The 24286-nt window shown below is 70.4% G+C and carries 20 protein-coding genes and 1 pseudogene; 11 read left to right on the forward strand and 10 right to left on the reverse strand.

Features of this window, described 5'->3' with window-relative positions; translation table 11 throughout:
* Positions 1-167: 167 nt before the first annotated feature.
* From LUX31_RS22095 to LUX31_RS22105, 3 genes are all read left to right on the forward strand, one after another.
* Positions 168-1412: a glycosyltransferase gene (locus LUX31_RS22095; RefSeq protein ID WP_235476709.1), complete on the forward strand. Its 1245-nt coding sequence runs from the start codon at positions 168-170 to the stop codon at positions 1410-1412.
* Positions 1413-1416: 4 nt separating this feature from the next.
* Complete coding sequence (gene helR, locus LUX31_RS22100; protein WP_235476710.1) at positions 1417-3672, forward strand: RNA polymerase recycling motor ATPase HelR; 2256 nt, start codon at positions 1417-1419, stop codon at positions 3670-3672.
* A gap of 164 nt (positions 3673-3836) precedes the next feature.
* Positions 3837-6170, forward strand: a complete 2334-nt coding sequence (locus LUX31_RS22105; RefSeq protein ID WP_235476711.1) for an FG-GAP-like repeat-containing protein — start codon at positions 3837-3839, stop codon at positions 6168-6170.
* 176 nt (positions 6171-6346) lie between these two features.
* On the opposite strand, the gene LUX31_RS22110 is transcribed toward LUX31_RS22105, so the two are convergent.
* The gene (locus LUX31_RS22110) at positions 6347-7012 is read right to left on the reverse strand and encodes a TetR/AcrR family transcriptional regulator (protein ID WP_235476712.1); all 666 of its coding nucleotides are present in this window, start codon (positions 7010-7012) and stop codon (positions 6347-6349) included.
* Between the two features lie 117 nt (positions 7013-7129).
* Between LUX31_RS22110 and LUX31_RS22115 the strand changes: the two genes are divergently transcribed.
* Positions 7130-8077 (forward strand): SDR family NAD(P)-dependent oxidoreductase, encoded by a 948-nt coding sequence (locus LUX31_RS22115; RefSeq protein WP_235476713.1) that lies wholly within the window; start codon positions 7130-7132, stop codon positions 8075-8077.
* A gap of 187 nt (positions 8078-8264) precedes the next feature.
* Here LUX31_RS22115 and LUX31_RS22120 read toward each other — a convergent pair whose 3' ends face one another.
* Together LUX31_RS22120 and LUX31_RS22125 are read right to left on the reverse strand one after the other, a co-directional pair.
* Positions 8265-8552 carry a DUF397 domain-containing protein gene (locus LUX31_RS22120; RefSeq protein WP_235476714.1) on the reverse strand — a complete coding sequence of 96 codons (288 nt, stop codon included), beginning with the start codon at positions 8550-8552 and terminating at the stop codon, positions 8265-8267.
* Positions 8512-9360, reverse strand: coding sequence for a helix-turn-helix domain-containing protein (locus tag LUX31_RS22125; RefSeq protein ID WP_235476715.1), 849 nt, complete (start codon positions 9358-9360; stop codon positions 8512-8514). Before LUX31_RS22125 ends, LUX31_RS22120 begins: the two co-directional genes overlap by 41 nt.
* Positions 9361-9479: 119 nt before the next feature.
* Between LUX31_RS22125 and LUX31_RS22130 the strand changes: the two genes are divergently transcribed.
* Together LUX31_RS22130 and LUX31_RS22135 are read left to right on the forward strand one after the other, a co-directional pair.
* A complete protein-coding gene (locus LUX31_RS22130; RefSeq protein ID WP_235476716.1) occupies positions 9480-9860 on the forward strand; it encodes an ATP-binding protein in 381 nt (126 codons plus the stop codon).
* Between the two features lie 57 nt (positions 9861-9917).
* Positions 9918-10238, forward strand: a complete 321-nt coding sequence (locus tag LUX31_RS22135) for a DUF6401 family natural product biosynthesis protein (protein ID WP_235476717.1) — start codon at positions 9918-9920, stop codon at positions 10236-10238.
* A 46-nt stretch (positions 10239-10284) separates the two neighbouring features.
* Here LUX31_RS22135 and LUX31_RS22140 read toward each other — a convergent pair whose 3' ends face one another.
* On the reverse strand, positions 10285-10698 hold the full coding sequence (locus tag LUX31_RS22140; protein ID WP_235476718.1) for a hypothetical protein: 414 nt from the start codon (positions 10696-10698) through the stop codon (positions 10285-10287).
* A gap of 191 nt (positions 10699-10889) precedes the next feature.
* Between LUX31_RS22140 and LUX31_RS22145 the strand changes: the two genes are divergently transcribed.
* Complete coding sequence (locus LUX31_RS22145) at positions 10890-12086, forward strand: glycoside hydrolase family 64 protein (protein ID WP_235476719.1); 1197 nt, start codon at positions 10890-10892, stop codon at positions 12084-12086.
* On the opposite strand, the gene LUX31_RS37915 is transcribed toward LUX31_RS22145, so the two are convergent.
* Positions 12079-14166: a WD40 repeat domain-containing protein gene (locus LUX31_RS37915; RefSeq protein ID WP_443046067.1), complete on the reverse strand. Its 2088-nt coding sequence runs from the start codon at positions 14164-14166 to the stop codon at positions 12079-12081. The two genes, LUX31_RS22145 and LUX31_RS37915, sit on opposite strands and share 8 nt — an antisense overlap.
* A gap of 210 nt (positions 14167-14376) precedes the next feature.
* Between LUX31_RS37915 and LUX31_RS37920 the strand changes: the two genes are divergently transcribed.
* The gene (locus LUX31_RS37920) at positions 14377-15171 is read left to right on the forward strand and encodes a pentapeptide repeat-containing protein (RefSeq protein ID WP_443046068.1); all 795 of its coding nucleotides are present in this window, start codon (positions 14377-14379) and stop codon (positions 15169-15171) included.
* Here the strand turns inward: LUX31_RS37920 and LUX31_RS37925 are convergent.
* Positions 15136-16347, reverse strand: a pseudogene (locus LUX31_RS37925) (nSTAND1 domain-containing NTPase); the annotation flags it as partial. The gene LUX31_RS37920 and the pseudogene LUX31_RS37925 overlap by 36 nt on opposite strands.
* Before the next feature lie 409 nt (positions 16348-16756).
* On the opposite strand from LUX31_RS37925, the gene LUX31_RS22155 reads away from it, so the two are divergent.
* Positions 16757-17617, forward strand: coding sequence for an NPP1 family protein (locus LUX31_RS22155; RefSeq protein WP_235476721.1), 861 nt, complete (start codon positions 16757-16759; stop codon positions 17615-17617).
* Between the two features lie 112 nt (positions 17618-17729).
* Here the strand turns inward: LUX31_RS22155 and LUX31_RS22160 are convergent, their stop codons facing one another.
* On the reverse strand, positions 17730-18527 hold the full coding sequence (locus LUX31_RS22160; RefSeq protein WP_235476722.1) for a mechanosensitive ion channel family protein: 798 nt from the start codon (positions 18525-18527) through the stop codon (positions 17730-17732).
* A 233-nt stretch (positions 18528-18760) separates the two neighbouring features.
* On the opposite strand from LUX31_RS22160, the gene LUX31_RS22165 reads away from it, so the two are divergent.
* Complete coding sequence (locus tag LUX31_RS22165; protein ID WP_235476723.1) at positions 18761-20017, forward strand: amidohydrolase; 1257 nt, start codon at positions 18761-18763, stop codon at positions 20015-20017.
* 203 nt (positions 20018-20220) lie between these two features.
* On the opposite strand, the gene LUX31_RS22170 is transcribed toward LUX31_RS22165, so the two are convergent.
* Together LUX31_RS22170 and LUX31_RS22175 are read right to left on the reverse strand one after the other, a co-directional pair.
* The gene (locus tag LUX31_RS22170; RefSeq protein ID WP_235476724.1) at positions 20221-21855 is read right to left on the reverse strand and encodes a hypothetical protein; all 1635 of its coding nucleotides are present in this window, start codon (positions 21853-21855) and stop codon (positions 20221-20223) included.
* 95 nt (positions 21856-21950) lie between these two features.
* A complete protein-coding gene (locus LUX31_RS22175) occupies positions 21951-23138 on the reverse strand; it encodes a PP2C family protein-serine/threonine phosphatase (RefSeq protein WP_235476725.1) in 1188 nt (395 codons plus the stop codon).
* A 99-nt stretch (positions 23139-23237) separates the two neighbouring features.
* On the opposite strand from LUX31_RS22175, the gene LUX31_RS22180 reads away from it, so the two are divergent.
* A complete protein-coding gene (locus LUX31_RS22180; protein ID WP_235476726.1) occupies positions 23238-23651 on the forward strand; it encodes a hypothetical protein in 414 nt (137 codons plus the stop codon).
* A gap of 74 nt (positions 23652-23725) precedes the next feature.
* Here the strand turns inward: LUX31_RS22180 and LUX31_RS22185 are convergent, their stop codons facing one another.
* On the reverse strand, positions 23726-24157 hold the full coding sequence (locus LUX31_RS22185; protein WP_235476727.1) for an SH3 domain-containing protein: 432 nt from the start codon (positions 24155-24157) through the stop codon (positions 23726-23728).
* Positions 24158-24286: the final 129 nt, after the last annotated feature.

A 24286-nucleotide genomic window follows, 5' to 3' on the forward strand; every position in this document is an offset into this window, starting at 1 on the left:
GTAACCGGCCCGTCAACGCAAGCCGGCCACAAAAAGCAAAGGCAAGGAGTTCTGAACCCCTTGTCATACTCAAGGTATAGCGCACAGGGGGGCTTGCGGCAAGGCCCCCGTTGTCCCGCAGAATCTCCGGTCTAGGCCGTGGAACTGCGGAAACGGGGAGTCTTGTAGTGCGTGTTTTGCTGTCCACCTATGGGTCTCGCGGGGACGTCCAGCCGATGGCCGCGCTCGCCGTCGCGCTGCGCGGGCTCGGTGCCGAGGTGCGGGTGTGTGCGCCCTCCGACGAGGAGTTCGCGAAGTTGCTGGCCGGGGCCGGGGTGGAGTTCGTACCGGCCGCCGATCCGGTGCGTGCGGTGGTGACCGGGGGCGCTCCGATGACACCGGAGGGGCTGCCCCAGCGGGCCGCCGCCATGACCGTCGCTCAGTACGAGGCGGTCCTGGCCGGCGCTGAGGGGTGTGATGCCGTCGTTGCCACCGGGCTCGTTCCTGCCGTGGCCGCCGCCCGGTCCGTTGCCGAGAAGCTCGGCGTTCCCTTCTCCTACGTGGCCTACTTTCCGACCATGCTGCCGTCCCTCCACCACAGGCCGCACGCGCTGCCCGGGCGGCCGTTCCCGCCCGACGAGACCGACAACCGGGTGCTCTGGGAGATCAACTCCGAGAGTTTCAGCCTTCTTTACGGACCCGGTATCAACTCCCATCGGCGGGCGGTCGGGCAGGCCGTCGTCGACGACGACGACGACGACATCGTCCGGCATGTCTTCACCGGGCGGCCGTTGCTCGCCGCCGATCCCGTCCTCGCGCCTTGGCCACAGCAGCAAAAGGGGCCCTCCGACCTTGACGTCGTGCAGACCGGTGCCTGGCTGCTGACCGACGAACGGCCCCTGTCCGACGACCTGTTGGCGTTCCTCGCCGACGGCGAACCGCCCGTCTACGTCGGGTTCGGCAGCATGCCCATGCGGGGCGCGAGCGATGTCGGCCGCGTCGCCGTCGAGGCCGTACGGGCGCAGGGGAGGCGGGTGCTCGTCGGGCGCGGGTGGGCCGACCTCGGGCTCGTCGACGACCAGGACGACTGTTTCGTCGTCGGCGACGTCAACCACCAGGCCCTGTTCCCCCGTACGGCCGCCGTCGTGCACCACGGTGGCGCCGGTACGACGACCACGGCCGCGCGGGCCGGTGCGCCCCAGGTGATCGTGCCGCAACTCGTGGACCAGCCCTACTGGGGCGCCCGGATCGCCGAGTTGGGCATCGGGGCGGTGCACGACGGTCCCACGCCGACCTTCGAGTCCCTGTCCGCCGCGCTCACCACCGCCCTCGCCCCCGAGACCCGCGAACGGGCCTCCGCGCTGGCCCCGACCGTCCGTACCGACGGTGCGACCGTCGCCGCGAAGCTGCTGCTCGACTCGGATCGGAGCTGATCCAGTGACACCTCTGACCGCCGCCACCAGTGCTTTCGACCTTCCCGAGCGGCTCTCCGCCAAGGCCGACCCGAAGCTGATCTCCCGCGACGAGCGGCACTTCGCCGCCATCGCGGAGTGTCTGGAGCAGACGATCGCCGAGCTGTCCGACCGCCTCGACGCCACACGCAGGGCGCCCGGCGGTACCGGGCGCGAGGCCATGGACCGGGACACCGAGATCCATCGGCTCACCGGCCGGCTGCGCGCCCTGCGCCGCTTCGGGCTCGACCTCTGCCTCGGGAACATGGTCGGCGCGGACGATCCCGAGCAGCCCGTGTACGTCGGACGGCTCGGCCTCACCGACAGCAGCGGGCGTCGGCTGCTGCTCGACTGGCGTTCGCCGGCCGCCGAGCCGTTCTTCGGGGCCACCCACGGCAACCCGATGGGGCTGGCGAGCAGGCGCCGGTACCGCTGGACCGACGGCCGGATCAGCGACTACTGGGACGAGGTGTTCGCGGCGGGCGAGTTCGACGAACACTCCGCCGCCCTCGACGACCAGTCCGCCTTCATCGCCAGCCTGGGCAGCAACCGGTCGCCGCGTATGCGTGACGTGCTCGGCACCATCCAGGCCGACCAGGACGCCATCATCCGCGCGGGTTCGCGGGGCGCGCTCGTCGTCGACGGCGGCCCTGGCACGGGCAAGACGGTCGTCGCGCTGCACCGCTCCGCCTACCTCCTCTACGCCGACCCCCGTCTCGGTCATCAACGCCGGGGCGGCGGCGTCCTGTTCGTCGGCCCGCACCGGCCGTACCTCGCGTACGTAGCCGACGTCCTCCCCAGCCTCGGCGAGGAGGGCGTGCAGACCTGCACCCTGCGGGACCTCGTGGACGAGGGTGCGTCGGCGGCGGTCGAGGCCGACCCGGACGTGGCCCGGCTGAAGTCGTCCGTGGACCTGGTGAAGGCGATCGAGAAGGCCGTCCGCTTCTACGAGGAGCCGCCGACCCGGGGGATCACGGTCACGACCCCCTGGTCCGAGGTCCGGCTGACCGCCGGAGACTGGGCCGTCGCCTTCGAATCCGCCCCCGGCGTGCCCCACAACGAGGCCCGAGACCAGATCTGGGAGGAACTCCTCACCATCCTCGCCGAGAAACACGAGGAGGCCGACCCCGACAACGACCTCGGCGTCTCGCCCGCCCAGCTCCACAAGTCCCTTGCCCGGGACGGTGAGTTGCTCGCCGCCTTCAACAGCGCCTGGCCGCTCCTCGAAGCGACCGACGTGGTCGGAGACCTGTGGTCCGTCCCCGCCTATCTGCGGATGTGCGCGCCCTGGCTCAGCCCCGATGACGTACGGACACTGCAGCGCGCGGACTCCCACGCCTGGACGGTGTCCGACCTGCCGTACCTCGACGCGGCACGCCAGCGGCTCGGCGACCCGGAGGCGGCCCGGCGTAAGCGCCGGCACGACACCGTCCTCGCCGCCCAGCGCGAGCGTATGGACCAGGTCGTCGACAACCTCATCGACGCGGCGTCCGCCTCCGGCGCCGATGGGGACGAAGGCGTGGGCCTGGTGCGGATGCTGCGCGGCCAGGATGCCAAGGTCAGCCTGGTCGACGAGTCCGAACTGCTCACCGCCGACCCGGACCTGCTCGCCGGCCCGTTCGCGCACATCGTCGTGGACGAGGCCCAGGAACTGACCGACGCGGAGTGGCAGATGCTGCTTCTCCGGTGCCCGTCGCGGAGTTTCACGATCGTCGGGGACCGTGCGCAGGCCCGGCACGGGTTCACGGAGTCGTGGGAGGAGCGGCTGGCGCGGGTCGGGCTCGACCGGGTCACGATGGCGTCGCTGAGCATCAACTACCGGACGCCTGAAGAGATCATGGCGGAGGCCGCGCCTGTCATCCGGGCCGCCCTTCCCGACGCCAATGTGCCTACGTCCATCCGCAGCGGCGGTGTCCCTGTCGTCCACGGTTCGGTGTCCGACCTGGACGAGGTCCTCGACACCTGGCTCGCCTCACACGCGGACGGCATCGCGTGCGTCATCGGTGATCCGGGGTTCCAGGCGACATCCCGGGTGCGGTCACTCACCCCGGAGCTGTCGAAGGGGCTCGAATTCGACCTCGTGGTCGTCATCGACCCGGAGTCGTTCGGCGAGGGCATCGAGGGGGCGGTGGATCGCTACGTCGCGATGACTCGGGCGACGCAGCAACTCGTCGTTCTGACCAGTTCTGTGAATTCGAGGGGACCGGGCGTCGACAACCGGATTGACGATCGGTCCAGGTAGTTCTCGCAGGCCCGGCAGGGGTCCCGGCCACGGTAGGTTGCCGGGCGATTCCTTTCGCATTCCTCATGAACGCGTATTCAACATAAACGCGTATTCAGCAGAGAGCCGGGTTGATGGAAAGACATCACGCAATAAGCGGTTTACTTCGACGGTGCCGCGCGTTGGTGCTGGTGCTGTCCTTGGCGATGATCACAGGCGTGGCCGTCTCCGCGCCGCCCGCGCGAGCGGCCGAGCAGGACATCACCCTCACCCTCAGCGCCGCGGACCTGGGCCTGGACGCTGACGCCCCACGGGACATCGTGGCGGAGATGCAGGCGGACATCAGGGAGCAGGGCGGACTGGGCAACGCCCTCAAGCAGGCGCTCGCGGACAGCGAGGTGCGCACCGCCGTCGACACCTCGGAGTGGCCGAACTTCGACGGCACGGTCGACCTCACCTCGGGCGGCACCGGACTGGCCATCACCATCCCGGGCTCGGAAATAACCACCGCCGGTTTCTGGACGAACGTCGCCGCGACACTGATCGGCTACGCCGCGGGGTACGGGGTCCGGATGCTGTGCATATCGGCACTGGTGGCCAGCGGGGTCGGCGCCGCGACCATTCCGTTGGTCTGCACCCCACTCCAAGGTGCCATCACCGGCGCCATCACGGCGACCATGGTGCACGCGTTCGCCAACGACCTGGGCTCTCCGGAGTCGATCAGGGACATCATCATCGGGGCGCTGCTCGGACTGTCCATCGGCGTCCTGTGGGAGAAGTACCTCCAGCCGTGGGCGAGGACGAATCTCCCCGGGGTCATCAAGGACATCGGTACGTGGGTCAGGTCCAGGGTGCCCTGGGTGGACTCCTGGCTGGGCAGCCGGACCGCCGACGCGGCGGACAGGCTCGGCACGGAGCTGGAGGAACTGGAGGACCTCCTCGACGAGGCGATGAGGGACTGGGGCGGGCTGCGGACCCAGCTGCGGGTGATGCCCTTGGGCGACTCGATCACCGCGGGTGTGGAGAGTACGGACGGCAACGGCTACCGCGGCATGCTCTACAACGCCCTGAACGCCGTGGCCGGCTACGGCCAGGTCGACTTCGTCGGCTCGGCGCGGAGAGGCACGATGGCCGACCCCGACAACGAGGGCCATTCCGGGTGGCGCATCGACCAGATCGCGTCGATCTCCGACTGCAAAGTGGCCGAGTACCAGCCGAACGTGATCACGCTGCACGCCGGGACCAACGACTTCAACCAGGACTTCGACCTGTCGTCGGCCCCCCAGCGGCTGAAGAACCTGATCACGCAGGCGCTGGAGTACTCGCCGAAGGCGGTGATCGTGGTCGCGGAGGTGATCCCGACCGGCAAGGCCGGCCTGCAACCCCGCATCGACGCGTTCAACGCCGCGCTGCCCGGCATCGTGTCCGGCCTCCGCGCGGACGGCAAGCACGTGGTCCTGACGGACACCAGTGACATCGAGGTGAGCGAGGGTCTCCAGAACGACGCCCACCCCGACGACGGCGGCTACGCGAAACTCGGCTACGACTTCTACCAGGGCATCATGGAGGCGGTGGACAAGGACTGGATCCAGGCAGCCGATCCGCAGCAGCCGGCCCCCCAGTGCCAGACCCCGGACAACCCGGCGGATGTCACCGCGCTCGGCGAGGGGTGGCGCAAGCTGGGCGTCATCGCTCCCGGCATGCAACTGCCCGAGACCTACGACCGTACCGAGATCGCCGAGATGAACGGCGACAACCGGGCCGACTACGTGCAGGTGCGCACGGACGGCTCGATCCGGGTCGGGATCAACACCCAGGCCGAGCCCGGACATCCCACCTGGGAGAACTGGGGCGGCGGCACGGGAGTGTCCGCCCCCGCCGGCGAAACCGACTCCGGCGCCTCCTTCTCCCCCTACGTCCGGTTCGCCGACATCGACGGCAACGGCCGTGACGACTTCCTCGTCGTGCTCGGTTCCCTGGACGACGCCTTCCTGGTCGACGTATGGCTCAACCTCGGGGACGGAAGCGGGCCGCGCTGGGCATCCGGGCCGCGCCTGCGCATACCGATGAAGGACGCCATGCTCAGCCACATCCGCTTCGCCGACATCAACGGCGACAGCCGCGACGACGTCCTGCGCGTGAGCGACACCGGCAAGGTGCACGCGTACTTCAACGAACCGACGTCGGGCAGTTCCCAGCCGACGTGGCGGGAGAAGCTGAGCTGGGCGCCGGGAGTCTCCGGCGCCGGCCTGGCCAACCTGCGGTTCGCCGATGTCGACAACGACCAGAAGGCCGACTACCTCATGGTCGGTACGGACGGCACCGTCCACGCGTACCTCAACAAGGGCGGCAAGGACGCGGGCGGTTTCGAGGGACACCACAACTTCGCCAACGCGTCCAACTACGCCCGCGAATACATCCAGTTCAAGGACATCAGCGGCGACGGAAAGGCCGACTACCTCGTCGTCTACCACGGAGGCGCGGTCCGCGCCTGGCTCAACAGAGGCGGAAACCTCTGAGGCGGAAACCGAGCTGACGAACACCCGGGTCTCCTCCGAGATCGGCAATACCCGCCCGGAGGGGGCCCGGGGTGTTGCCAGGCCCATCTCTGGTCGTTGTGCGTCGAGCACGTCCGCTGAACGGCCTTGGCACCGATGGTGGATACAGAGGTTTGGCCTGTCCCGTGCGACGCAGGTCAGCGGCGGGGCAGCACGCCCAGGAGGGTTGCGGTCAGGGCCAGCTTCAAGGAGTCCTTCAGCTCCATGTGGAAGCGGGCCAGGTCGGGCTCGGCCTGGTAGGCCGCCCGCAGGCTGGGTGGGGGTGTGCTGTATGCCGACAGCGCGCCGGCCATGACCACGGTTTGCAGGCTGAACAGTGTCGCGTTCTCGCCCAGCTCCGGCAGGTACTTCTGGATCAGGGCGGTCATGGTCGTCAGGCGGTCCAGGGAGGCGCGCTTGTAGCGTGCTACGACCTCGACGGAGACGTTGTGTTCCAGGACACCGCCCTGTGCGCCGAAGAGGTCGCACAGCACCACTCGGCCGGAGAGTGAGCGGCTGAGGATCTCGGCCACCGCTGCCGCTCGCTCGGCCATGGGCAGTTTTTCGTCGATGCCGGCGGCCAACTCGCCTGCCAGTTCCGTCAGCCACTCCTGCAGGTAGCGGTCCAGCAGTTCCAGCAGCACCGCCTCGCGGGACTCGAAGTAGCGCAGCACGTTCGGCTTCGCCAGGCCTACCCGGCGGCTGAGCTCGTTCAGGGTGACCGCGGCCACAGGCATCTCGTCGAGCATCGCCGACGCCATGTCGAGGATCGCCCGTCGGCGGATCGCCCGCTGCTCCTCGGTTCGCGCCCGCTGGAAAGTCACGATCGCCAGCCTAACTTAGGTACCTGCGGTACGTTGACAACGTACCGAAAGTACTTTAACGTCGTCGACACAAGATACCTTCGGTACGTTAGCTAGTCGAACAGTCGGGAGCCTGACATGAGCGAGAAGTGGACGACGGCGAACATTCCGGACCAGCGCGGGCGGGTGGCCGTGGTGACCGGGGCCAACACCGGACTGGGGTACGAGACCGCCAAGGCGCTCGCCGAGCGCGGGGCGTCCGTGGTGCTCGCCGTGCGCAACGTCGAGAAGGGCGAGCAGGCCGCGGCCCGCATGACCGGCGACGTGACCGTGCAGGCGCTGGACCTGACCTCGCTCGACTCCGTCCGGACCGCGGCGGCGGCGCTGCGGTCCCGGCTCGACCGGATCGACCTGCTGATCAACAACGCCGGCGTGATGTACACCCCGAAGCAGACCACCCGGGACGGCTTCGAGATGCAGTTCGGCACCAACCACCTCGGCCACTTCGCGCTCACCGGGCTGCTGCTGGACCTGATGCTGCCGGTGCCCGGCTCGCGCGTGGTGACGGTCAGCAGCACCGGCCACCGCATCCGGGCCGCGATCCACTTCGACGACCCGCAGTGGGAGCGGTCGTACAGCCGGGTCGCCGCCTATGGTCAGTCCAAACTGGCCAACCTGATGTTCACGTACGAGCTGCAGCGCCGGCTCGCCACGCACGGCACCACCGTCGCGGTGGCCGCGCACCCCGGCATGTCCAGCACCGAGCTCGCCCGCAACACCCCCGCGGCCCTCCGGCTTCCGCTCACCTGGCTCGCGCCGCTGATCACCCAGACGCCGGCGATGGGCGCGCTGCCGACCCTGCGCGCCGCCACCGACCCCGCCGCGCTCGGCGGCCAGTACTACGGTCCCGGCGGACGCAACGAGGTCATGGGCCACCCCCGGCTGGTCACCTCCAGCCCGCAGTCGTACGAGCTAGCCGTCCAGCAGCGACTGTGGGCCGTCTCCGAAGACCTCACCGGGGTGAGGTTCCCCGCCGTTCAGTCCAAGCCGAACTCGTATCCCGCCGGACCGGCCATCACCGTGTAGCAGGCGGTTCTTGGCGGTCTTGCCCCCTGGCGCTCGCCGAGTCGACCAGGTGTCCGAGTCGGCCCGGGCTCAGTCCTGGGGCAGGGAAGGTGGCGCCGCAGGACGCTCGTCCGCGCGCCAGAACGTCGGACGCCACCAGCACAGAAACGTCGCGTCCTCCGCGACGGATCGATCCGGCGCCATCCGGTCACCCCTGGGTGGTGCGCGCCGCCGCCCGCACGAACGCGCCGAAGGCCTCCGGCGTGAGCGTGAGAGCGCCCAGGGCGGGGGCCTTTGAGTCGCGGATCGCGATGTGGGGGGTCAGGGGGGCTATTACGGCTACTTCGACGCACTCGCCGCCGGTGTCAGCGCTGTAGGACGACTTACGCCACGATGCGCTGCCGAGGGGCGCGCATTCGACGCAGTCGCCGCCACTGGTGCCGCTGTAGCTGGACTTACGCCACGTTGCGGCCGTCAGCTGCTGGCTGGTCTCCATAGCGTTCCTCCATCACGCGGGCGATCAGGTCAGCCGAGTCCTCCACAGAGAGTGCCCTGGCCTGCAATCGAGCGTAGCCGACTGAACGCTCCCTGATCACTTCCGGGTTGGCCGTCATGTGCCCCTGGTCGTAGCTCTCGCAGTAGTGAATGTCCGGGTCGTCGTCAAAGCGCAGCAGGTTGAACGTGCCCATCATCGCGGTGTGCGCGCCCACGGAGAACGGCAGCACTTGGACGTGCACCCATGGGCTGTTCCGGAAACTCAACAGGTGGGCGAGTTGGCTACGCATGACCTTGCGGCCGCCCACCACCTGAAGCAGTACGGACTCGTCCAGGATCACCCACAGCACGGGCGGCTGATCCCGCTTCAAAATGCGCTGCCGTTCCATGCGGGCCGCGACCATTTCCTCGATCCGGTCCGGATGGTCGACGCTCAGCAACGCTGTGGCGTAGTCCAGCGTTTGCAGCAGTCCGTGAACCAACTGACACTGGTACGTGGAGATATATGCTGCCCTCGCCTCCATCTCCGCGTACGCCTGGAACCAGTGCGGGAGTTGGCTTCGCAGAACCAGCCCCACCAGCCGCGAGAACATCCCGTCCGCTCCCAGCGCCGCGTCCACCCGCTCGGCGAACTCCCGGGTCGGGACCTTCGTCGCGGTCTCGACCTGGCCGATCAGGGAACCCGTACAGAAGATGCAGCCGCCCAACTGCCCCTGAGTCAGGCCCGCTTCCTCTCTCATCCTCCTCAGTTCGAAGCCGAAGTAGTCCAGCGGAGAGGCACTCGGGTCGAGTTCGCGGATGTTGGGCACGGCGGGCCACCTCCAAGCTGACGCTTCGCGTCGTTGGATTCACGATGTAGCCCAGCGTAACCATGGCACTCCACTCTGGTGACGTGAATGACGAAACCCCACTTGGGCCGAGGTACGGCATGAACTTCACCCTCGGTGACCACTCGGCCCGGCACCTGCGGTGCATCCTGCGGGCGTACCTCAACGCCTGGGGCATGTCCGACCTCGCCGACTCCGCCACCCTCGCCCTGACCGAGCTGGTGTCGAATGTCGTACGGCACGTTCCCGACCGGCGCGCCACCGTACTGATCCTGCGGCGCCCCGCCGGGATCCTCGTCGAGGTCACCGACACTGAACCGCACGCCCCGGAGTTTTCCACAGCTGTGGATGAAGAACGCGGGCGTGGACTCCTGATCGTCGAGGCCGTCACCGACCGCTGGGGTTGGTACAGCCTGCCCTCGCATCCCACACGCACCGGGAAGACCGTCTGGTTCGAGTGCGAGAGCAAGGAGCCGGTGTGATGGAAACCATGACATACCACTCTCCTCCGGCCCCCTCCTCCCACATACCGTGGAGCAATGTCCCCCTTGGCCAAGATCAGCAGCGCGTTCGCGCCCCGTTTCGCGGAGTTCGTGTTCGAGCCTGCCTTCACGGCCGCCGTGGACCAGCACGTCGCGGAGATACGGGAGCGACTGCGAGCCAACCACCCCGGGCTCGTCCCCCGGCAGCCGCACCGCGAAGACCTCACCGACTACGCCCTCGGATTCCTCGACGCGCTCGACGAACTCGACTGGCGCGAACCCGTCGGCCACGACTACGCGGTGTGCCGCCTGACCGCCATCAGCTGGCTGGTGGAACGGCACAGCCTCCTCGCGGAGAACACGGAGAACGCCGACTAGAAGGTCGAAGGTTCGCTCCTCACTGGTTGCCGTTGGGCGCCGGCGCTCACCCCTGGAGCCACCGCCTCAGCGCGTCGACGGTGTCCCCCGGAGTCGTGTTGAAGCCCAGCCGGATTCCGGGCACCGCCTCGGTGAGAACGTTGATCAGCCGTTCGAACAGCAGGGTGTGCTCCGGAAGCATGCGCACACCACCGCCGATCGTCGCGAGGCCGAACGTGTGCTCCTGGAGAAGCTCCCGGACGGTCGCCTCGGCGCCGTCCGAAGACGTGCCGACCAGGCAGGAGACCACATCGAACCCCGCTTCGTGGAGCGCCGCGACACCGGCCTCCATCCGGGCGGTGAGAGTCGCCTCGTCGAGACCGTCGGGCATCCGGCTGTAGTCGAGCGCACTCGAATGGAGGCCGATGGACAGCACCTTCGTGTCCTTCGGCAGGGGAGTCTCAGTAGCCGGTCGGCTCATGGTCGAAGCCTCTCTGATCGCGTCGCGTCACTCTCACGTGACGGAGACAGAACCTAGCTCGCGCTCAGAGAAGCAACCCAGCCATCTTGGTCTAGACCTTGACGTGTCCCGTTCACGAGAGCAATCTGAGAGCGCTCTCAAGCAATGTGCAGCAAGCACAGCACGCATGCGACGACACGAGGAGGACGAACTTGTTTGCCACTCGGAAGGTGCTGGTGCCCCTGGTCGCCGCGGCGGCCGTCGCCACGGGACTCACGGCCGCCGGGCCCGTGACCCGCGCGGCGGCCGCGGTGCCCACGACCATCCCGCTCGACTTCAAGAACAACTCCGGGCGCGGCGACCAGATCTACGTCTACAACATCGGGACCCTGCTCTCGACCGGACAGCAGGGCTGGGCCGACGCCAACGGCACGTTCCACGCCTGGCCCGTGGGCGGCAACCCGCCGACCCCCGCGCCCGACGCGTCGATCGCCGGTCCGGCCAACGGGCAGACGATGACGCTCCGGATGCCGAAGTTCTCCGGGCGGGTCTACTTCTCCTACGGCCAGAAGCTGGTCTTCAAGCTGACCACCGGCGGTCTCGTGCAGCCCGCCGTGCAGAACCCCTCCGACCCGAACGCGAACATCCTCTTCAACTGGACCGAGTACACGCTGAACGACGCCGGCCTGTGGCTCAACAGCACGCAGGTCGACATGTTCTCGGCCCCGTACGCGGTCGGCGTCAAGAACACGTCCGGTGCCGTCAAGAACACCGGCCATCTGAAGGCGGGCGGCTACGCCGGGGTCTTCAACGCCCTGCGGGCGCAACCCGGCGGCTGGGCGGGCCTCGTCCGCACCCGCTCCGACGGGACGATCCTGCGTGCCCTCTCCCCCGGCCACGGCATCGAGTCAGGCGCTCTTCCCGGCACCGTCATGGACGACTACATCAACCGGGTGTGGACGAAGTACGCCACGTCCACGCTGACGGTGACGCCCTTCGCGGACCAGCCCGCCACCAAGTACTACGGCAGGGTCTCCGGCAACGTCATGAACTTCACCAACGGTTCCGGCACGGTCGTCACCACCTTCCAGAAGCCCGACGCCGACAGCGTCTTCGGCTGCCACAAGCTCCTGGACGCCCCGAACGACCAGGTGCGCGGCCCGATCTCCCGCACCCTGTGCGCCGGCTACAACCGCTCCACGCTCCTGACCAACTCCAGCCAGCCCGACACGAGTTCGGCCGGCTTCTACCAGGACTCGGTGACCAACCACTACGCCCGGACGATCCACGCGCAGATGGCCGACGGCAAGGCGTACGCCTTCGCCTTCGACGATGTCGGCGCCCACGAGTCGCTGGTCAACGACAGCAACCCGCAGACGGCGTACATCACGCTCGACCCGTTCAGCTGACGCAGACCTTCCGGTACGGCACCTCCGGCACGTACGTCTCCCACTGCTCCCGCGAGAGATCGGCGCCGGCGCCCGCCCGGGCGCACACCCGGGTGGCCGCCCGGTCCGCGTCCACGACGTACCGCTGGAGCGGGACATGTGCGCTCCCCGCGTACAGCGTGCCGCTGTCGGCGCCGAAGGCGAGGGAGTCGATCGTCTCGCCGGGGGTGGTGAGCGGGCCGCCCAGGGGCTGTTGGGTGGCGATGTCCCAGAGCTGGAGTGTGCCGGTGCTGCCGCCGACGGCCAGGGTGGCGCCGTCGGGGCTGACCGCCAGCGCGCTGACCGACTCCGGTTCCTGGCCCAGGGGAGCGGGGAAGACGTTGCGCAGGATGCCCGTACGGTGGCTCAACTCGCCGTCCCACAGGGCGACTCGGCCGGTCTGGTCACCCGCCGCGAGGCGTGAACCGTCGGCGGCGAAGGCGAGGGCGCCGATCTGCTCGCCCTGGACCAGCTCCTCGCCGGTGACCTTGGCGGTGACGTTGGCTCCGGTCTTCGCTGCGGGCAGGTGTGCGGTGCGGTTGTCGCCGACGAGGAGGCGGCCGTCGGGGCGGACGGCCAGGTGGGTGCTGGTCAGGCCGGGGATCACCGTCGGTCGAGGACCCGTCCCGGTCGTCCACGCCTCGTTCGTCGGCTCGCCCAGGACCGGGAGCCGGGTCGCGTACAGGGTGTTGCCTGCTGGGCCCAGGGCCAGGGCGACCACCGGGGCGGCGGACTCGCTGGTCGCCAGGTCCAGGGTTGCCCGGGGTCGGGCTCGGGTGGTGTCCCAGACCGTGAAGCGTTGCGGGGCCGCATTCCTGCCGGGGGCCGAGACGCCGTACGAGAGTGTCTTCCCGTCGGGGCTGAAGGCGAGGAGGGCCACCATGTGCTCCGGGATCACCGGGTCGGTGGGGTCGGTCGACACCGGCTGGGGCGGGGCCGGGAGAGTGCTCAGGAGGTGGCCGTCGGAGGTGGCGCGGAGTTCGAAACGGTAGCGGTCGCCGACGAGTTCGGCGGTGGCGTACGTACGGGCGTCCGGGCTCGTCCGTACCGCCGTCAGTGGGCGCTCGCGCCAGGAGCGGGTGACCGCCGGGCCCAGTTCCAGGCAGTGGACGGCGCCGCCTTCGAGGTAGCGCAGGATGTTCGGGTGGGCGGGGTCCCAGGAAAGTCCGTACAGGTGCTGGTTGTTGAGGGTGTGCCGGAAGACGGGGGCCGCCGGGTCGGACAGCCGCCACACCCGGATCTCCTCGCCGTCGGCGGTCGCGAGGAAGGTGCCGTCCTTGGTGAACGCGGCCCGTTCCGCGCCCGGTTCGTCGATGTCGGCGACCTCGCGGGCGGACGCGGTGTCCCAGACCTTCGCGCCGGACTTCGAGAGCGCGGCGAGGCGGTCGCCGTCCGCGCCGCCGAACACCAGGGCCGTCTGTTCCTCCTCGCCGCACAGGCCCTGGGCCCGCTCCCACGGGCCGGGGCGGACGCGGTGGCGGGCGGTGTCCCAGACCTGCGGGGAGCCGTCGGCGGGGCAGACGGCGACGAGACGGCCGTCGGTGCTCACGGCCGGGGTGACCAGGCCCGGCGCCCGACCCTCGTACAGCACGTCTCCGTCGGTCAGGGACCGCAGGCGGACCCGGTCGTCGTCGATGTCGCTCACGAGGTAGCCGCCCGTGGTGATGTCGGCGTCGGAGGTGAAGGGGAGGGGGCGCGGGTCGCCGGTCCAGCGGCCGGTGGCCGTGTCCCACAGGCGGATGCCGTCGTCCCCGGCGATCGCGAGGACCCGGGCGTCGGGGCCGGCCGCGAGGACCTGCCCGGCCGGGAGCCGTCCGGAGGCGGTGCGGCGGCCCTTGAGCACGTTCCAGGTACGCCAGGTGCGGCCGTCGACGCTGAGCAGCGTCCGGCCTGAGTCGGCGAGGAAGCGTGAGGGGCCGTTGCCCGGGGCGGGGTCGGTGAAGATGGCGTGTTCCGCCTGGGCGAGGGAGCCGAGGAGGGCACGGCGGGCCTCGGGCAGCGGGGAGACTCGCCAGGCGGCGACGCCCAGCAGCATCGCGGTGTGCGGGTCGGTCGTCCGCATCGCGTCGGCGACCTCGGCGATCCGGCGGGCGGCGGTGTCCGTGCGGTGGCGTTCGTTGTCCTCGTGCTGCGTCCAGGCGGTGAGTCCGATGAGCGTCGCCACGGCGAGTACGGCGGACAGCGCGCCGACGAGGGTGCGGGAGCGGCGAGCGGTGGCCGTCGCCGCGCGGCGCTCGGCCTCGCGGGCTTCTAGGGCGGCGGTGAGGAACTCCTGTTCTGTGGCGGTCAGTTCCGTGACTGTCGGTTCCGTGACTGTCGGTTCCGTGACTGTCGGTTCCGTGACTGTCGGTTCCGTGACTGTCGGTTCCGTGGCGCTGGTAGTGAGCGCTTCGGTTGGCGGGTTGTTCGTTCGCTGCGGGCCGGTGGGGGCTGGTCGCGCAGTTCCCCGCGCCCCTGGCGGGGCGCTGGCGCGCACCCGCCAGCCCCGAGGCCGCCATCCCCGAGGCCGGTCAGAGGCTCCCCCGCCGCTGCTCCCGGCCCTCCCAGCCGCTCCAACTGCCCTCACCCTCCCGAACGCCCCAGCCGCCCTGGCTGCCCTGGCTGCCCTGGCTGCCCTGGCTGCCCTGGCTGCCCCGGTCGCCCTCACCCTCCCGAACGCCCCAGCCGCCCCAGCCGCCCTGGCTGCCCCGGTCGCCCCGGCTGCCCTCACCCTCCCGAACGCCCCGGCCGCCCTGGCTGCCCTGGCTGCCCCGGTCGCCCCGGCCCTCCCGAACACCCCAGCCGCCCCCGCTGCCCCCGCTGCCCCGGCTGCCCCGGCTGCCCCGGCTGCCCCGGCTGCCCCGGCCCTCCCGAACACCCCAGCCGCCCCCGCTGCCCCCTCTGCCCCGGCTGCCCCGGACGCCCCAGCCGCCCCCGCCGCCCCGAACAACTCCTCCGCGCGGACCAGGCTGCTCCCCCGGTACAACGCACCCGGATCACGGTCGTGCTCCAGCCACGCACGCGCCGCCTCCGTGAGGCGGCGGTGGTGGCGGATGCGTTCGCGGTCCTCCTCTATCCAGCCGCGTAGCCTCGGCCAGGAGGTCATCAGTGCCTCGTGGGCGAGTTGGACGCCGTCCTCGTCGACGGTGACGAGGCGGTTGCGGGCCAATTGCTCCACGACGGCCGGCACGTCTCGGTCGGCCCATTCGGCGAGTTCGGCGCGGGTGAGGGGGCGCCGGGTGTCGGCGGTGCCCCGGCCCGGCTCGATCAGGCCGAGGAGCAGTCGGCGGGCGGTGCGTGCCTGGGCCGGGGACAGGTGTCCGTACACCTGTTCGGCCGTCGCGGCGATCGCGCCGCTCACCCCGCCCGTGGCCTCGTACGCGCTGAGGGTGAGGAGCCGACTGCGACGCCGACGCCAGGTTTCGAGGAGGGCGTGGGAGAGCATCGGCAGCGCGCCCGGCTGGTCGAGGACCTCGTCCACGATCCGCGCGGTCAGCTCCCGCTCGACGAGGAGTCCGGCGGCCTGGGCAGGGCCGACGACCGCCTCCCGCAGTTCGTCCGCCGTCATGGGGCCGACCAGCAGGCCCGCCCCGTACAGCGCGTCCGCGAGGTCGCGGTGTTCGGCGCAGCGGGGATAGAAGTCGGCGCGTACGGCGATGAGGACCTTCAGACGGCTGTGCGGGTTCCGTGCGGCGAGCAGCAGGTCGATGAACCGGTTCCGCTCCGCGCGGTCCCGGCACAGGGTGAAGACCTCCTCGAACTGGTCCACCACCACCCAGCTCTCCGGCTCCCCCTCGGCCGGGGTCAGCAGATCCGCGTACCGAGCGGCGGGCCGGTCGCCCGGCGTGAGCACCCGCAGTACGGCCGGGCAGCCGAGGTCGGCGATCTCCTCCCGGAGGCGGGGGATCAGCCCGGCCCGCAGCAGCGACGACTTGCCGCTCCCCGACGCCCCGAACACCACCGCGAACCGGTGCGAGCACACCAGTTCCTTCAGCTCGTCCACCAGCCGGTCCCGGCCGAAGAACAGCGCGCGGTCGTCCGGTTCGAAACGGGCGAGCCCCCGGTACGGCGGCGCCGCGTCCTCCGTCTCCGCGCGCAGGGCGCCCGCGGCCTCCGCGTCGGCGTCCTTCCACCGGGTCTCCCACTCACCCGGGTCGCCGCCGCACGCCCGTACGTACCCCTGGACCACGGGGAGTGACGGCAAGCGCTTCCCCGCCGCCGCGTCGGACAGGGTCGTCGCGGAGAATCCCGCCGCCTCGGCCATCGTCCGGTACGAGGGTCCGCCCGCGGTCCTGCGCAGTTCGCGCAGCTCATGGGCGAGCCGTTGTACGGGACCGGCCTCGGGATCGACGGGCCGTTCTGGACGCCCCACGGGACCACCCACTTTCGTCCACTTCGTTCACGCCCACGCAGCGGATGGCAGCGACGTTCGGGGCGGTCAACCTATGTTTGGCGCCTGTGCGGCGTAAACACTCTGTGGCGCAGGTGTGGCGCGGATGACAGCCATGGAAAGCGGTGTCGAACAACTTGGTGCCCGCCCCCGGAATCACGGGGGCGGGCGCGTCGGGAATTGATTGACCTGATGAAACGGGGTGCCGGTCAACTTCTCGCTTGCCAGTGTCGGTCCAGCACCGCCCCTCACCGAGCAAGTCGAGCCAGTGGAGAGCACCCGCATGTCTCAGGCAACCCAGGCAGTCACGGCAGTCACGGCAGCCACGACGATCCCCGCGGCCAAGAACCGCAAGAAGTCCCGCTTCGCGAAGGCCGCGCTCGTCGCGCTCAGCGCCACCGGCCTGACCGTCGGACTGACGGGCAGCGCCAACGCCGCCGTCCTGAACCCGCTGCCGTGGAACGCGACCACGTTCCAGAACAAGTACATGCCGCTCTTCGACTACGACTCGGACGGCTGCTTCCCGGCCGCGGCGGTCGACGCGAGCGGCAAGCTCAACGGCGGCCTCAACAACTCCGGGTCGATCACCGGCGGCTGCCGGAACAACCACCTCGGCAAGGCCAACACGTACTCGCAGAGCTGGTGCAAGAACGGCTGGTGCGCCTACGTCTACGCGCTCTACTTCGAGAAGGACCAGACGCTGGCCGGCGCCGACGCCTTCGGCCACCGCCACGACTGGGAGTCCGTCGTGGTCTTCCAGAAGCAGGGCGAGGAGAGCCCCCGCTTCCTGTCCGCCTCCCGGCACGGCGGCTACAGCACCCACCCCATCAACGAGGTGCCGATGGGCAAGGTCAACAACGAGCCCAACTACAACCGCGTCGAGATCGTCTACCACAAGGACGGCGCGAGCACCCACGCCTTCCGCTTCGCCAAGTGGGGCGAGCGCCCTGAGGTCTGGGGCAACGGCACCTGGGACCGCCCGGCCCTGGTCACCATGGAGAGCATGGCCGACGCGCCGCGCAACGCCCTGTGGAACTCCAAGTGGGGCAAGGCCAACTTCCCGCTGACCGGCAACCTCCAGGCCAACATCAACAAGGCCCGCGAGGCCGACAGCCGGGCCAAGTCCGCGATCCCGGCGTTCTGACCCTCGGGTCAGCGACACCGGGTTCGTGACGCCCGGCCCCGCATGAACGGCCGCCGGTGGGACATCAACTCCCCCTCCGTCCCACCGGCGGCACCCCTCATGACCGTATGGATCACATGTCGGTCGTACGCGGCAGGTCTGTCCGCTCCCGGACCGGCTGGTTGGCGAGGGCGTCCGCACGCCCCGCCTGGTAGGCGCTGACGCTGCCCTTGGCGGTCACGGTCTCGCGCTCGACCGTCGTCAGCATCCGCTCCCAGCGCTGGCGCATCGGCTCGATCATGCCGCCGCCGAGCCCGACGATCAGGATGCCGGCGACCGTGGCGAGAGCGGCGTACAGCACCGGCCGGGTGACATCGGTGGCGATGCCCGCCTGGCCGAGGGCGGCGATGACGCCCAGCGCCACGATGCAGCCCCAGACGACGGCGGCGACCGTACGGCCGTACGACACGGACGAGAGCGCGCCGGCGACGATCCCGCGCACGGCGTTCGCGATGGCCATCGCCACGACGATGAGGACGACCGCGACGATGGCGCGCGGCAGCCAGGCCACGATGCCGTTGATCATCGTACTGACCGGGTTGGCGCCGAATACGCCGAGGGCGAGCTGAAGCGTGATCAGCATCAGCGCGTAGTAGATGATCCGGCAGACGATGCCGGTCATGTCGTACGCGGAGTCCCGCAACAACCGTGCCGTACCGGCCCGTTCGGACAGCCGCTCGGAGCCGACCTTGCGCAGGACGCGGTCGAGCACACGGGCGATCAGCTTCGACACGAACCAGCCGATGACGAGGATGACGAGGAAGCCGATGAGCTTCGGCACGAACTGGGCGATCTTCGACCAGGCGTCGTCGAGGCCCTGGGTGAAGTCGATGGCGAGCGTGGTGGTGGCGTGGGGGGTGGTGGTGACCATTGGACGGTCTTCCTTCGTTAGGTGATGTGCGCTCCGCGGGATGCGTCGTGTTCTGTCTGCGGCCCGGTGGGGGCTGGTCGCGCCCACGCGGCGGAGCCGCAAATGTCACAGCCCCGCGTCCCTGAGGGGCACGGGGCTCTCCTCGTGGATATCAGCGGAGGCGGGGGACGGCCGGGGGTGCGCAGCCGAACGAGTGAACCTGGATCTGCACATCCGGGGAATACGCTGCCCCCGTGACGACGACTCCCTCGCCCGCAGCCCGCACAACGCTCGACCTGACCGCCGATCTCCCGGTCCCGGCGCTGGAGGACATGTACCGCGACCTGCACCGCCACCCGGAACTGTCCCTGGCGGAACACCGCACGGCGGGGCTGCTGGCGGAGAGCCTGCGGAAGTCGGGGTACGAGACGACGGAGGGCGTGGGCGGTACGGGCGTCGTGGGCGTCCTGCGCAACGGCGACGGCCCGACGGTCCTGCTCCGCGCCGACATGGACGCGCTGCCGGTACACGAGGAGACGGGACTGCCGTACGCCTCCACGGTCCCCGGCGTGATGCACGCCTGCGGCCACGACCTGCACGTGACATGGCTGGCGGGCGCAGCCCAGGCACTCGCCTCCGGCCGTGACACCTGGAACGGCACCCTGATCCTGGTCGGCCAGCCGGCGGAGGAGACGGGCGAGGGCGCGCGGGCGATGCTGACGGACGGCCTGTACGAGCGTTTCCCGCGCCCGGACGCCCTGCTGTCGCAGCACGCGGCACCGGGCCCGGCGGGCCTGTACCCGCACGTGCCGGGCCTGATCATGTCGGCGTCGACGGACGTGGACGTGATCGTGCACGGCAGGGGCGGCCACGGCTCACGCCCGGAGACGACGGTGGACCCGGTGGTGACGGCGGCGTACATCGTCACGCGCCTCCAAACAGTCGTCTCGCGCGAGGTGGCGGCCCGTGACTCGGCGGTCCTGACAGTCGGCGTGATCGAGGCGGGCACCCGCCACAACATCATCCCGACCACGGCTCGTATCGCCCTGAACCTGCGCACCCAGTCGAACGACGTACGGGACCGCATGCTGGCGTCGATCAGGCGTATCGCGGCGGGCGAGTGCCTGGCGGCGGGCTGTCCCGGCGAGCCGGAGATCCGCGTCGGCGCGACGTTCCCGGTCACGGTGAACGACGCGACACTCGACGAACAGGTCGCCGAGGTCCACCGCGAGGTCTTCGGCGCGGGCACGGTCTTCGACCCCGGCCCGGCGATGGGCAGCGAGGACTTCGCCCACCTGGCGGTGGACCAACTCCCGTACTCCTACTGGTTCGTGACGACCACACCGGCGGAGGCGTGGAACGCGGCGGAGGGCAGCGGCGACCTGATGACACAGCTCGCGGCGGTCCCGAGCAACCACAGTCCACTGTTCGCCCCGGACCTGTCGACGGTGGCGCCGGGGGTGCGGACGCTGGTGTCGGGGGCACTGACGGCACTGACGGCGACGGCTTAACGGCAGGTGGCGACACTGACGGTGACGGCTCGACCGGGCACGTGCTGGGCGGTACGCCACTCGGCGTGGCGAAGGGCCCCTTCACGCCGCGTGAACGCGCGGCGCCTCACGCGGTGTTGACGGTGGCCTGACCCCGGGCACGTGCTGGGCGGTCCGCCGTTCGGCATGGTGCCACGCGGCGCCTCAATGCTGTTGACGGTGGCCTAACCAGGCACGCGCTGGGCCGACCCCAGTTTCTCCAACTGGCGCTCGGCGTGCCGAAGCGCACCCTCGCGCCGCCCCGGTACCCGGCGCCTCAACTCGACGACCACCGGCCCGAGTTCACGGGCGTCGGCGCTCTCGCCGAGGCTCGTCCACTGGTGGTGGGCCCGGTCGACGGCCGCCTCGACGGCGGGCGCGTCCGGAGCCTGCCCGGCGCTGAGCCGCGTCCCGGCGACAGCCAGCCAGGCCCGGCAACTCCGGGCCGGATCCCCGGCGAACATGGCGAGATCGGCCCGGACCTCGGTCCAGTGCAGCGCCTCTTCGGAGGCGGCACCGTGAGACAGATAGGCGGCCTGCTCCCACTGCGCGGCAAGCGCATCGGCGTCACCGTGACGACCGGCTTGAACGGCGGAGGTGATGAAGGTGTGGGGGTCACTGTCCGGCTCGCGGGGCACCTTGTCGCTCTGGGCCGGCGCGTTTTCGGCTGCGACGAACATGTCCAGCTCGTGCGGCGCCTTTTCGGCTCCGGCCAGTGCCTTGTCACCTCGGCCCGGCACCTTCTCGGCCCGGCCCGCTGCGGCTTCGCCGTGGCCCGGCACCTTGACACCACGGCCCGCTGCGGCTTCGCCTCGGCCCGGTGCCGTTTCGGGGCCGGCCAGCGCCTCCGGCCTGCCTGGCACCTCAGCGGCCCCGGCCAGCACCTCCGGCCTGCCCGGCGCCTCAGCGGCTCCGGTCAGCGCCTTCAGTCCGTCCGGGATCTGATCGGCTCCGGTGGATGTCTTTTTGGCTCCGGCCGACAGCTCAGTGGCTGCGGCTGGTACCTGCAGCCCCTGCGGTGCTCCTTCAGCTCCGGCCCGCCTCTCCAGCCCGTCCGGCGTTTGAGGACGAGCGTGTTCAGCGCGTTCTGGGGGTCTGGGGGCGAAGCCCCCAGGTACGGATGGGACGGGTAGGGGCGGCGGGGGCGAGAAAACTCCCCCGTTCACCCCCGCGTCCCACGCCAGCACCACATCCCCAAGAGCCGCCCCCTCCGACGACAACCGCCCCAGCGCCTGCTGATGCAACTGCCCCGCATCCGGCCGATACCCGCTCCGCAGAATCGTCGCGACCGTCCGCATGTACGCCGGCACAGCCACCACCCGCCGCCCCGGCGGCGGAGCCACCCGCCCGTACACACTCACGCCCCGCCCCACCTCGAACGGCCGCCCAGTGACGTACTGCCACGCGGCAGCATCGGCATGCAGGTCGAGGAAGAGAGTCGTCGTGCCCGGGGCGCGCAGCCGCAGCTCCTCCCCGATCCAGTGCCACGGAAACCCGGTGTAGCGAACCGTCGCGGGCGTCGTACGCGCCAGCGCGAGATGCGGAAGGTGCTGCTTGCGGTCGAGCTGGAGCTGACCGGTGAGGTAGATGGTGAGGGGACCAGGGGCCACCGCAGCCGCCCGCAGCCGGGTCAGGACGGCCTGCGGCTCCAGCGGGTCGGCGAGTTCGACGACGTTCGCGGTGTCGGTGCCGGACAGCACGGCGGGGGAGACGGCGGCAAGAACCGGCAGTACGGACGCCGCGTCCACGAGACAGCCCTTGCCCATGGGCGAGGCGGCAAGCAGAAAAGCGGTTCCGGTGGTTCCTGTGGTTCCAGCCATGGGCCCGTCCCTCCCCTCACAACCCGCACGACACTCACGTACCCAAGCAGCACCGTAACCGGTGCGACTGCGAAGGGGGATTGCCGGGAGGACTATCACCCTCTTTGGTCGGCTTGTACGGCCCGCACCGCGAACACCGTGGTGTCGTCGGCGAGATGACCACCGCAGTGCCGCAGCGTGCCGTCCCGTACGAACGCCACGAGGTGCAGCGGCTCGGCGGTGCGCGGATCGTCGGCGACGGCCTCGGCGACGCGTTCGCGCAGCGGGAAGAAGACCCCGTCGGCGTCCCGGGCCTCGGTGACACCGTCGGTGACGAGGAGCAGGGTCTCCCCGACGGCCAGCGGCACCCGCGCCACGGACGGCAGCGCGTCGCCACCGAGCGTCAACTCGCTGAGCCCGAGCGGGAGTCCGTCCCCCGGCGGCAGACTCCGTACCCCATCGGAGGACACGATCAGGGAGGGCTCGTGCCCGAAGTTGACGACCTCGACGACGAACCCGGCACTCCCTGGGCGCTCCTCGGGGAAACCGATGAGCACGGCCGTCGCGAACCGGTCCCCCTCGTCACGCCCCACGGCCGCCCGGTAGCGGACGTGCCGCAGCATCCGTACCTCCAGCCGTTCCGCGACGGTCGCGAGCGCCGGTTCGTGGTACCCGGCCTCCCGGAAGGTGCCGAGGAGGGCCGCCGCCGCCTCGACCGCGCCGAGCCCCTTGCCCTGGACGTCGCCGATGAGGACCCGGGTGCCGTGCGGGCCAGGCTGGATGTCGTAGAGGTCGCCGCCGACCCGGGCGACGGCGTCGGCGGCCAGGTACACCGCCGCGTGGTCGAGGCCGCCCCAGCCCGGCGGCAGCGGGCGCAGCACCGTACGGCGGGTGGTCTCGGCGACGTCCCGCATGTGCAGCATGCGCCGCTGACCGCGCACCCGGACCGCGCAGGCGAGGACGGCCAGGACCCCGCCGAGGGCGACGAGGATGAAGTCGGGCAGCCCGGTCTGGTACTGGTGCGGCCAGGCGCCGTCGACGAAGACGTAGGTGGCGAGGGAGAGGGCCGCGAAGACGGACGTGCCGATCACTCCGCACAGCGCGGCGGCGATCCCGGGCACCAGCACGATCCAGGAGATGATCCGGAACTCGCCGGTGGTGTTCCAGTCGAGGACCGCGATCCCGATGAGCAGCACCAGCGGCGGCACCCAGCCGAGGCCGCGCCCGGCGGGGACGGGCGGGAGGGCGGGCCCCTCGTCCGTGCCCACCCTGCCCACCGGGCCCACCCGGCCCACCGGCTTCATGGAACTCAGCGAAACACGGCCGCCTCCCCCTGTCGACTTGCCAGCGGCCTTTCACAGGTGTGCTCTGGAGGGCGGGGGCGAGAAGAGAGGAGCACTCTCATGGCTCACGCGACGCCCGGTTACCCGGACATCTTCAGCGCCCGGACCCACCAGGCCGTGAACCGGACGCTGCCCGTCCTGCTCGGGCTGGTCTACGGCTTCTGGGCCGCGGCCAACCGGCGCGACGGCGGTCCGATCACCGGCTGGAACGTCCTCTTCGGCTTTGTGACCGCTCTGGCGTTCGTGGTGGCGTTCATCGGCGTACGGACGCTGGCGCCGCGTCTGAAGCGGGAGCTGCACGCGATGACGTGGGCCTCGTTCGCCGGGGTCGCGTTCGGGTTCCTGTACAGCCAGACCGGGGCGAGTGTGCTGCGGTCGACGGGGAACGCGCTGATGGTGGCCGGGTTCGTCCTCGCGGTGCTGTTCTACCGCTACTACACGCACGAGGACGCGGCCGGTCACAAGGTGGAATGAGCAACCAGTTCCAAGCCTCAAGAGCCTCAAGAGCCTCAAGAGCCTTAAGAGCCTTAAGCCTTAAGCCTCAAGCCTCAGCCGAAGGTGACGTTCCAGCTGAAGCTCCACGTCCCGGAGAAGCTCCACTGACCGTCGTCGTCCTTCCACTCGGGGCACGGGTCGGTGCAACCGGGCACCGACCTGCCTCCGGTGTCGATGAAGGCGGCGCTGGCCCAGGCGTTGACGCCGGGCAGCCAGTACCAGTGCCGGTCGCCTTGCACGGTCTGTCCGACGACCGAGCACTCGACGTGGCCGTGGCTGCCCGGTGGGAGCTGCCCGACGACGGCCGAGTCGGTGGTCGGCTGCTTCCGCAGGTTCAGGTCACCGGCGGAGACGACGGTGCCCCGGATTCGGGAGCCGTCCGCACCGGCCGGCGTGGCCGCCGTCGCCGTACCGACCGGCACAGCCAGGATTCCGCCGGTGAACAGGGCCGCGGTCAGGGTCCGCAGGGCCGGGGTGGTCCGCATGGTCCGCCTCCTTCTCCCCCCGCCTTCGCCCCAAAACCAGGAAACACCCGTTCGGGTGAACGCTCCACCGGAGGCTCCACCGCAGAGGCTTGTCCCGCACGCCCATATGCAGTCAACCGGCTCGCGTTT

This window comes from Streptomyces sp. GQFP (assembly GCF_021545335.1).
Taxonomy (GTDB): domain Bacteria; phylum Actinomycetota; class Actinomycetes; order Streptomycetales; family Streptomycetaceae; genus Streptomyces.

What these genes read in the sequence shown, in the direction of transcription:
- LUX31_RS22115 (WP_235476713.1), top strand. Translation starts at nt 7,130, where the DNA reads ATGAGCGAGAAGTGGACGACGGCGAACATTCCGGACCAGCGCGGGCGG.
- LUX31_RS22120 (WP_235476714.1), bottom strand. Translation starts at nt 8,552, where the DNA reads ATGGAGACCAGCCAGCAGCTGACGGCCGCAACGTGGCGTAAGTCCAGC.
- LUX31_RS22130 (WP_235476716.1), top strand. Translation starts at nt 9,480, where the DNA reads ATGAACTTCACCCTCGGTGACCACTCGGCCCGGCACCTGCGGTGCATC.
- LUX31_RS22135 (WP_235476717.1), top strand. Translation starts at nt 9,918, where the DNA reads ATGTCCCCCTTGGCCAAGATCAGCAGCGCGTTCGCGCCCCGTTTCGCG.
- LUX31_RS22140 (WP_235476718.1), bottom strand. Translation starts at nt 10,698, where the DNA reads ATGAGCCGACCGGCTACTGAGACTCCCCTGCCGAAGGACACGAAGGTG.
- LUX31_RS37915 (WP_443046067.1), bottom strand. Translation starts at nt 14,166, where the DNA reads ATGCGGACGACCGACCCGCACACCGCGATGCTGCTGGGCGTCGCCGCC.
- LUX31_RS22155 (WP_235476721.1), top strand. Translation starts at nt 16,757, where the DNA reads ATGTCTCAGGCAACCCAGGCAGTCACGGCAGTCACGGCAGCCACGACG.
- LUX31_RS22160 (WP_235476722.1), bottom strand. Translation starts at nt 18,527, where the DNA reads ATGGTCACCACCACCCCCCACGCCACCACCACGCTCGCCATCGACTTC.
- LUX31_RS22170 (WP_235476724.1), bottom strand. Translation starts at nt 21,855, where the DNA reads ATGGCTGGAACCACAGGAACCACCGGAACCGCTTTTCTGCTTGCCGCC.
- LUX31_RS22175 (WP_235476725.1), bottom strand. Translation starts at nt 23,138, where the DNA reads ATGAAGCCGGTGGGCCGGGTGGGCCCGGTGGGCAGGGTGGGCACGGAC.
- LUX31_RS22180 (WP_235476726.1), top strand. Translation starts at nt 23,238, where the DNA reads ATGGCTCACGCGACGCCCGGTTACCCGGACATCTTCAGCGCCCGGACC.
- LUX31_RS22185 (WP_235476727.1), bottom strand. Translation starts at nt 24,157, where the DNA reads ATGCGGACCACCCCGGCCCTGCGGACCCTGACCGCGGCCCTGTTCACC.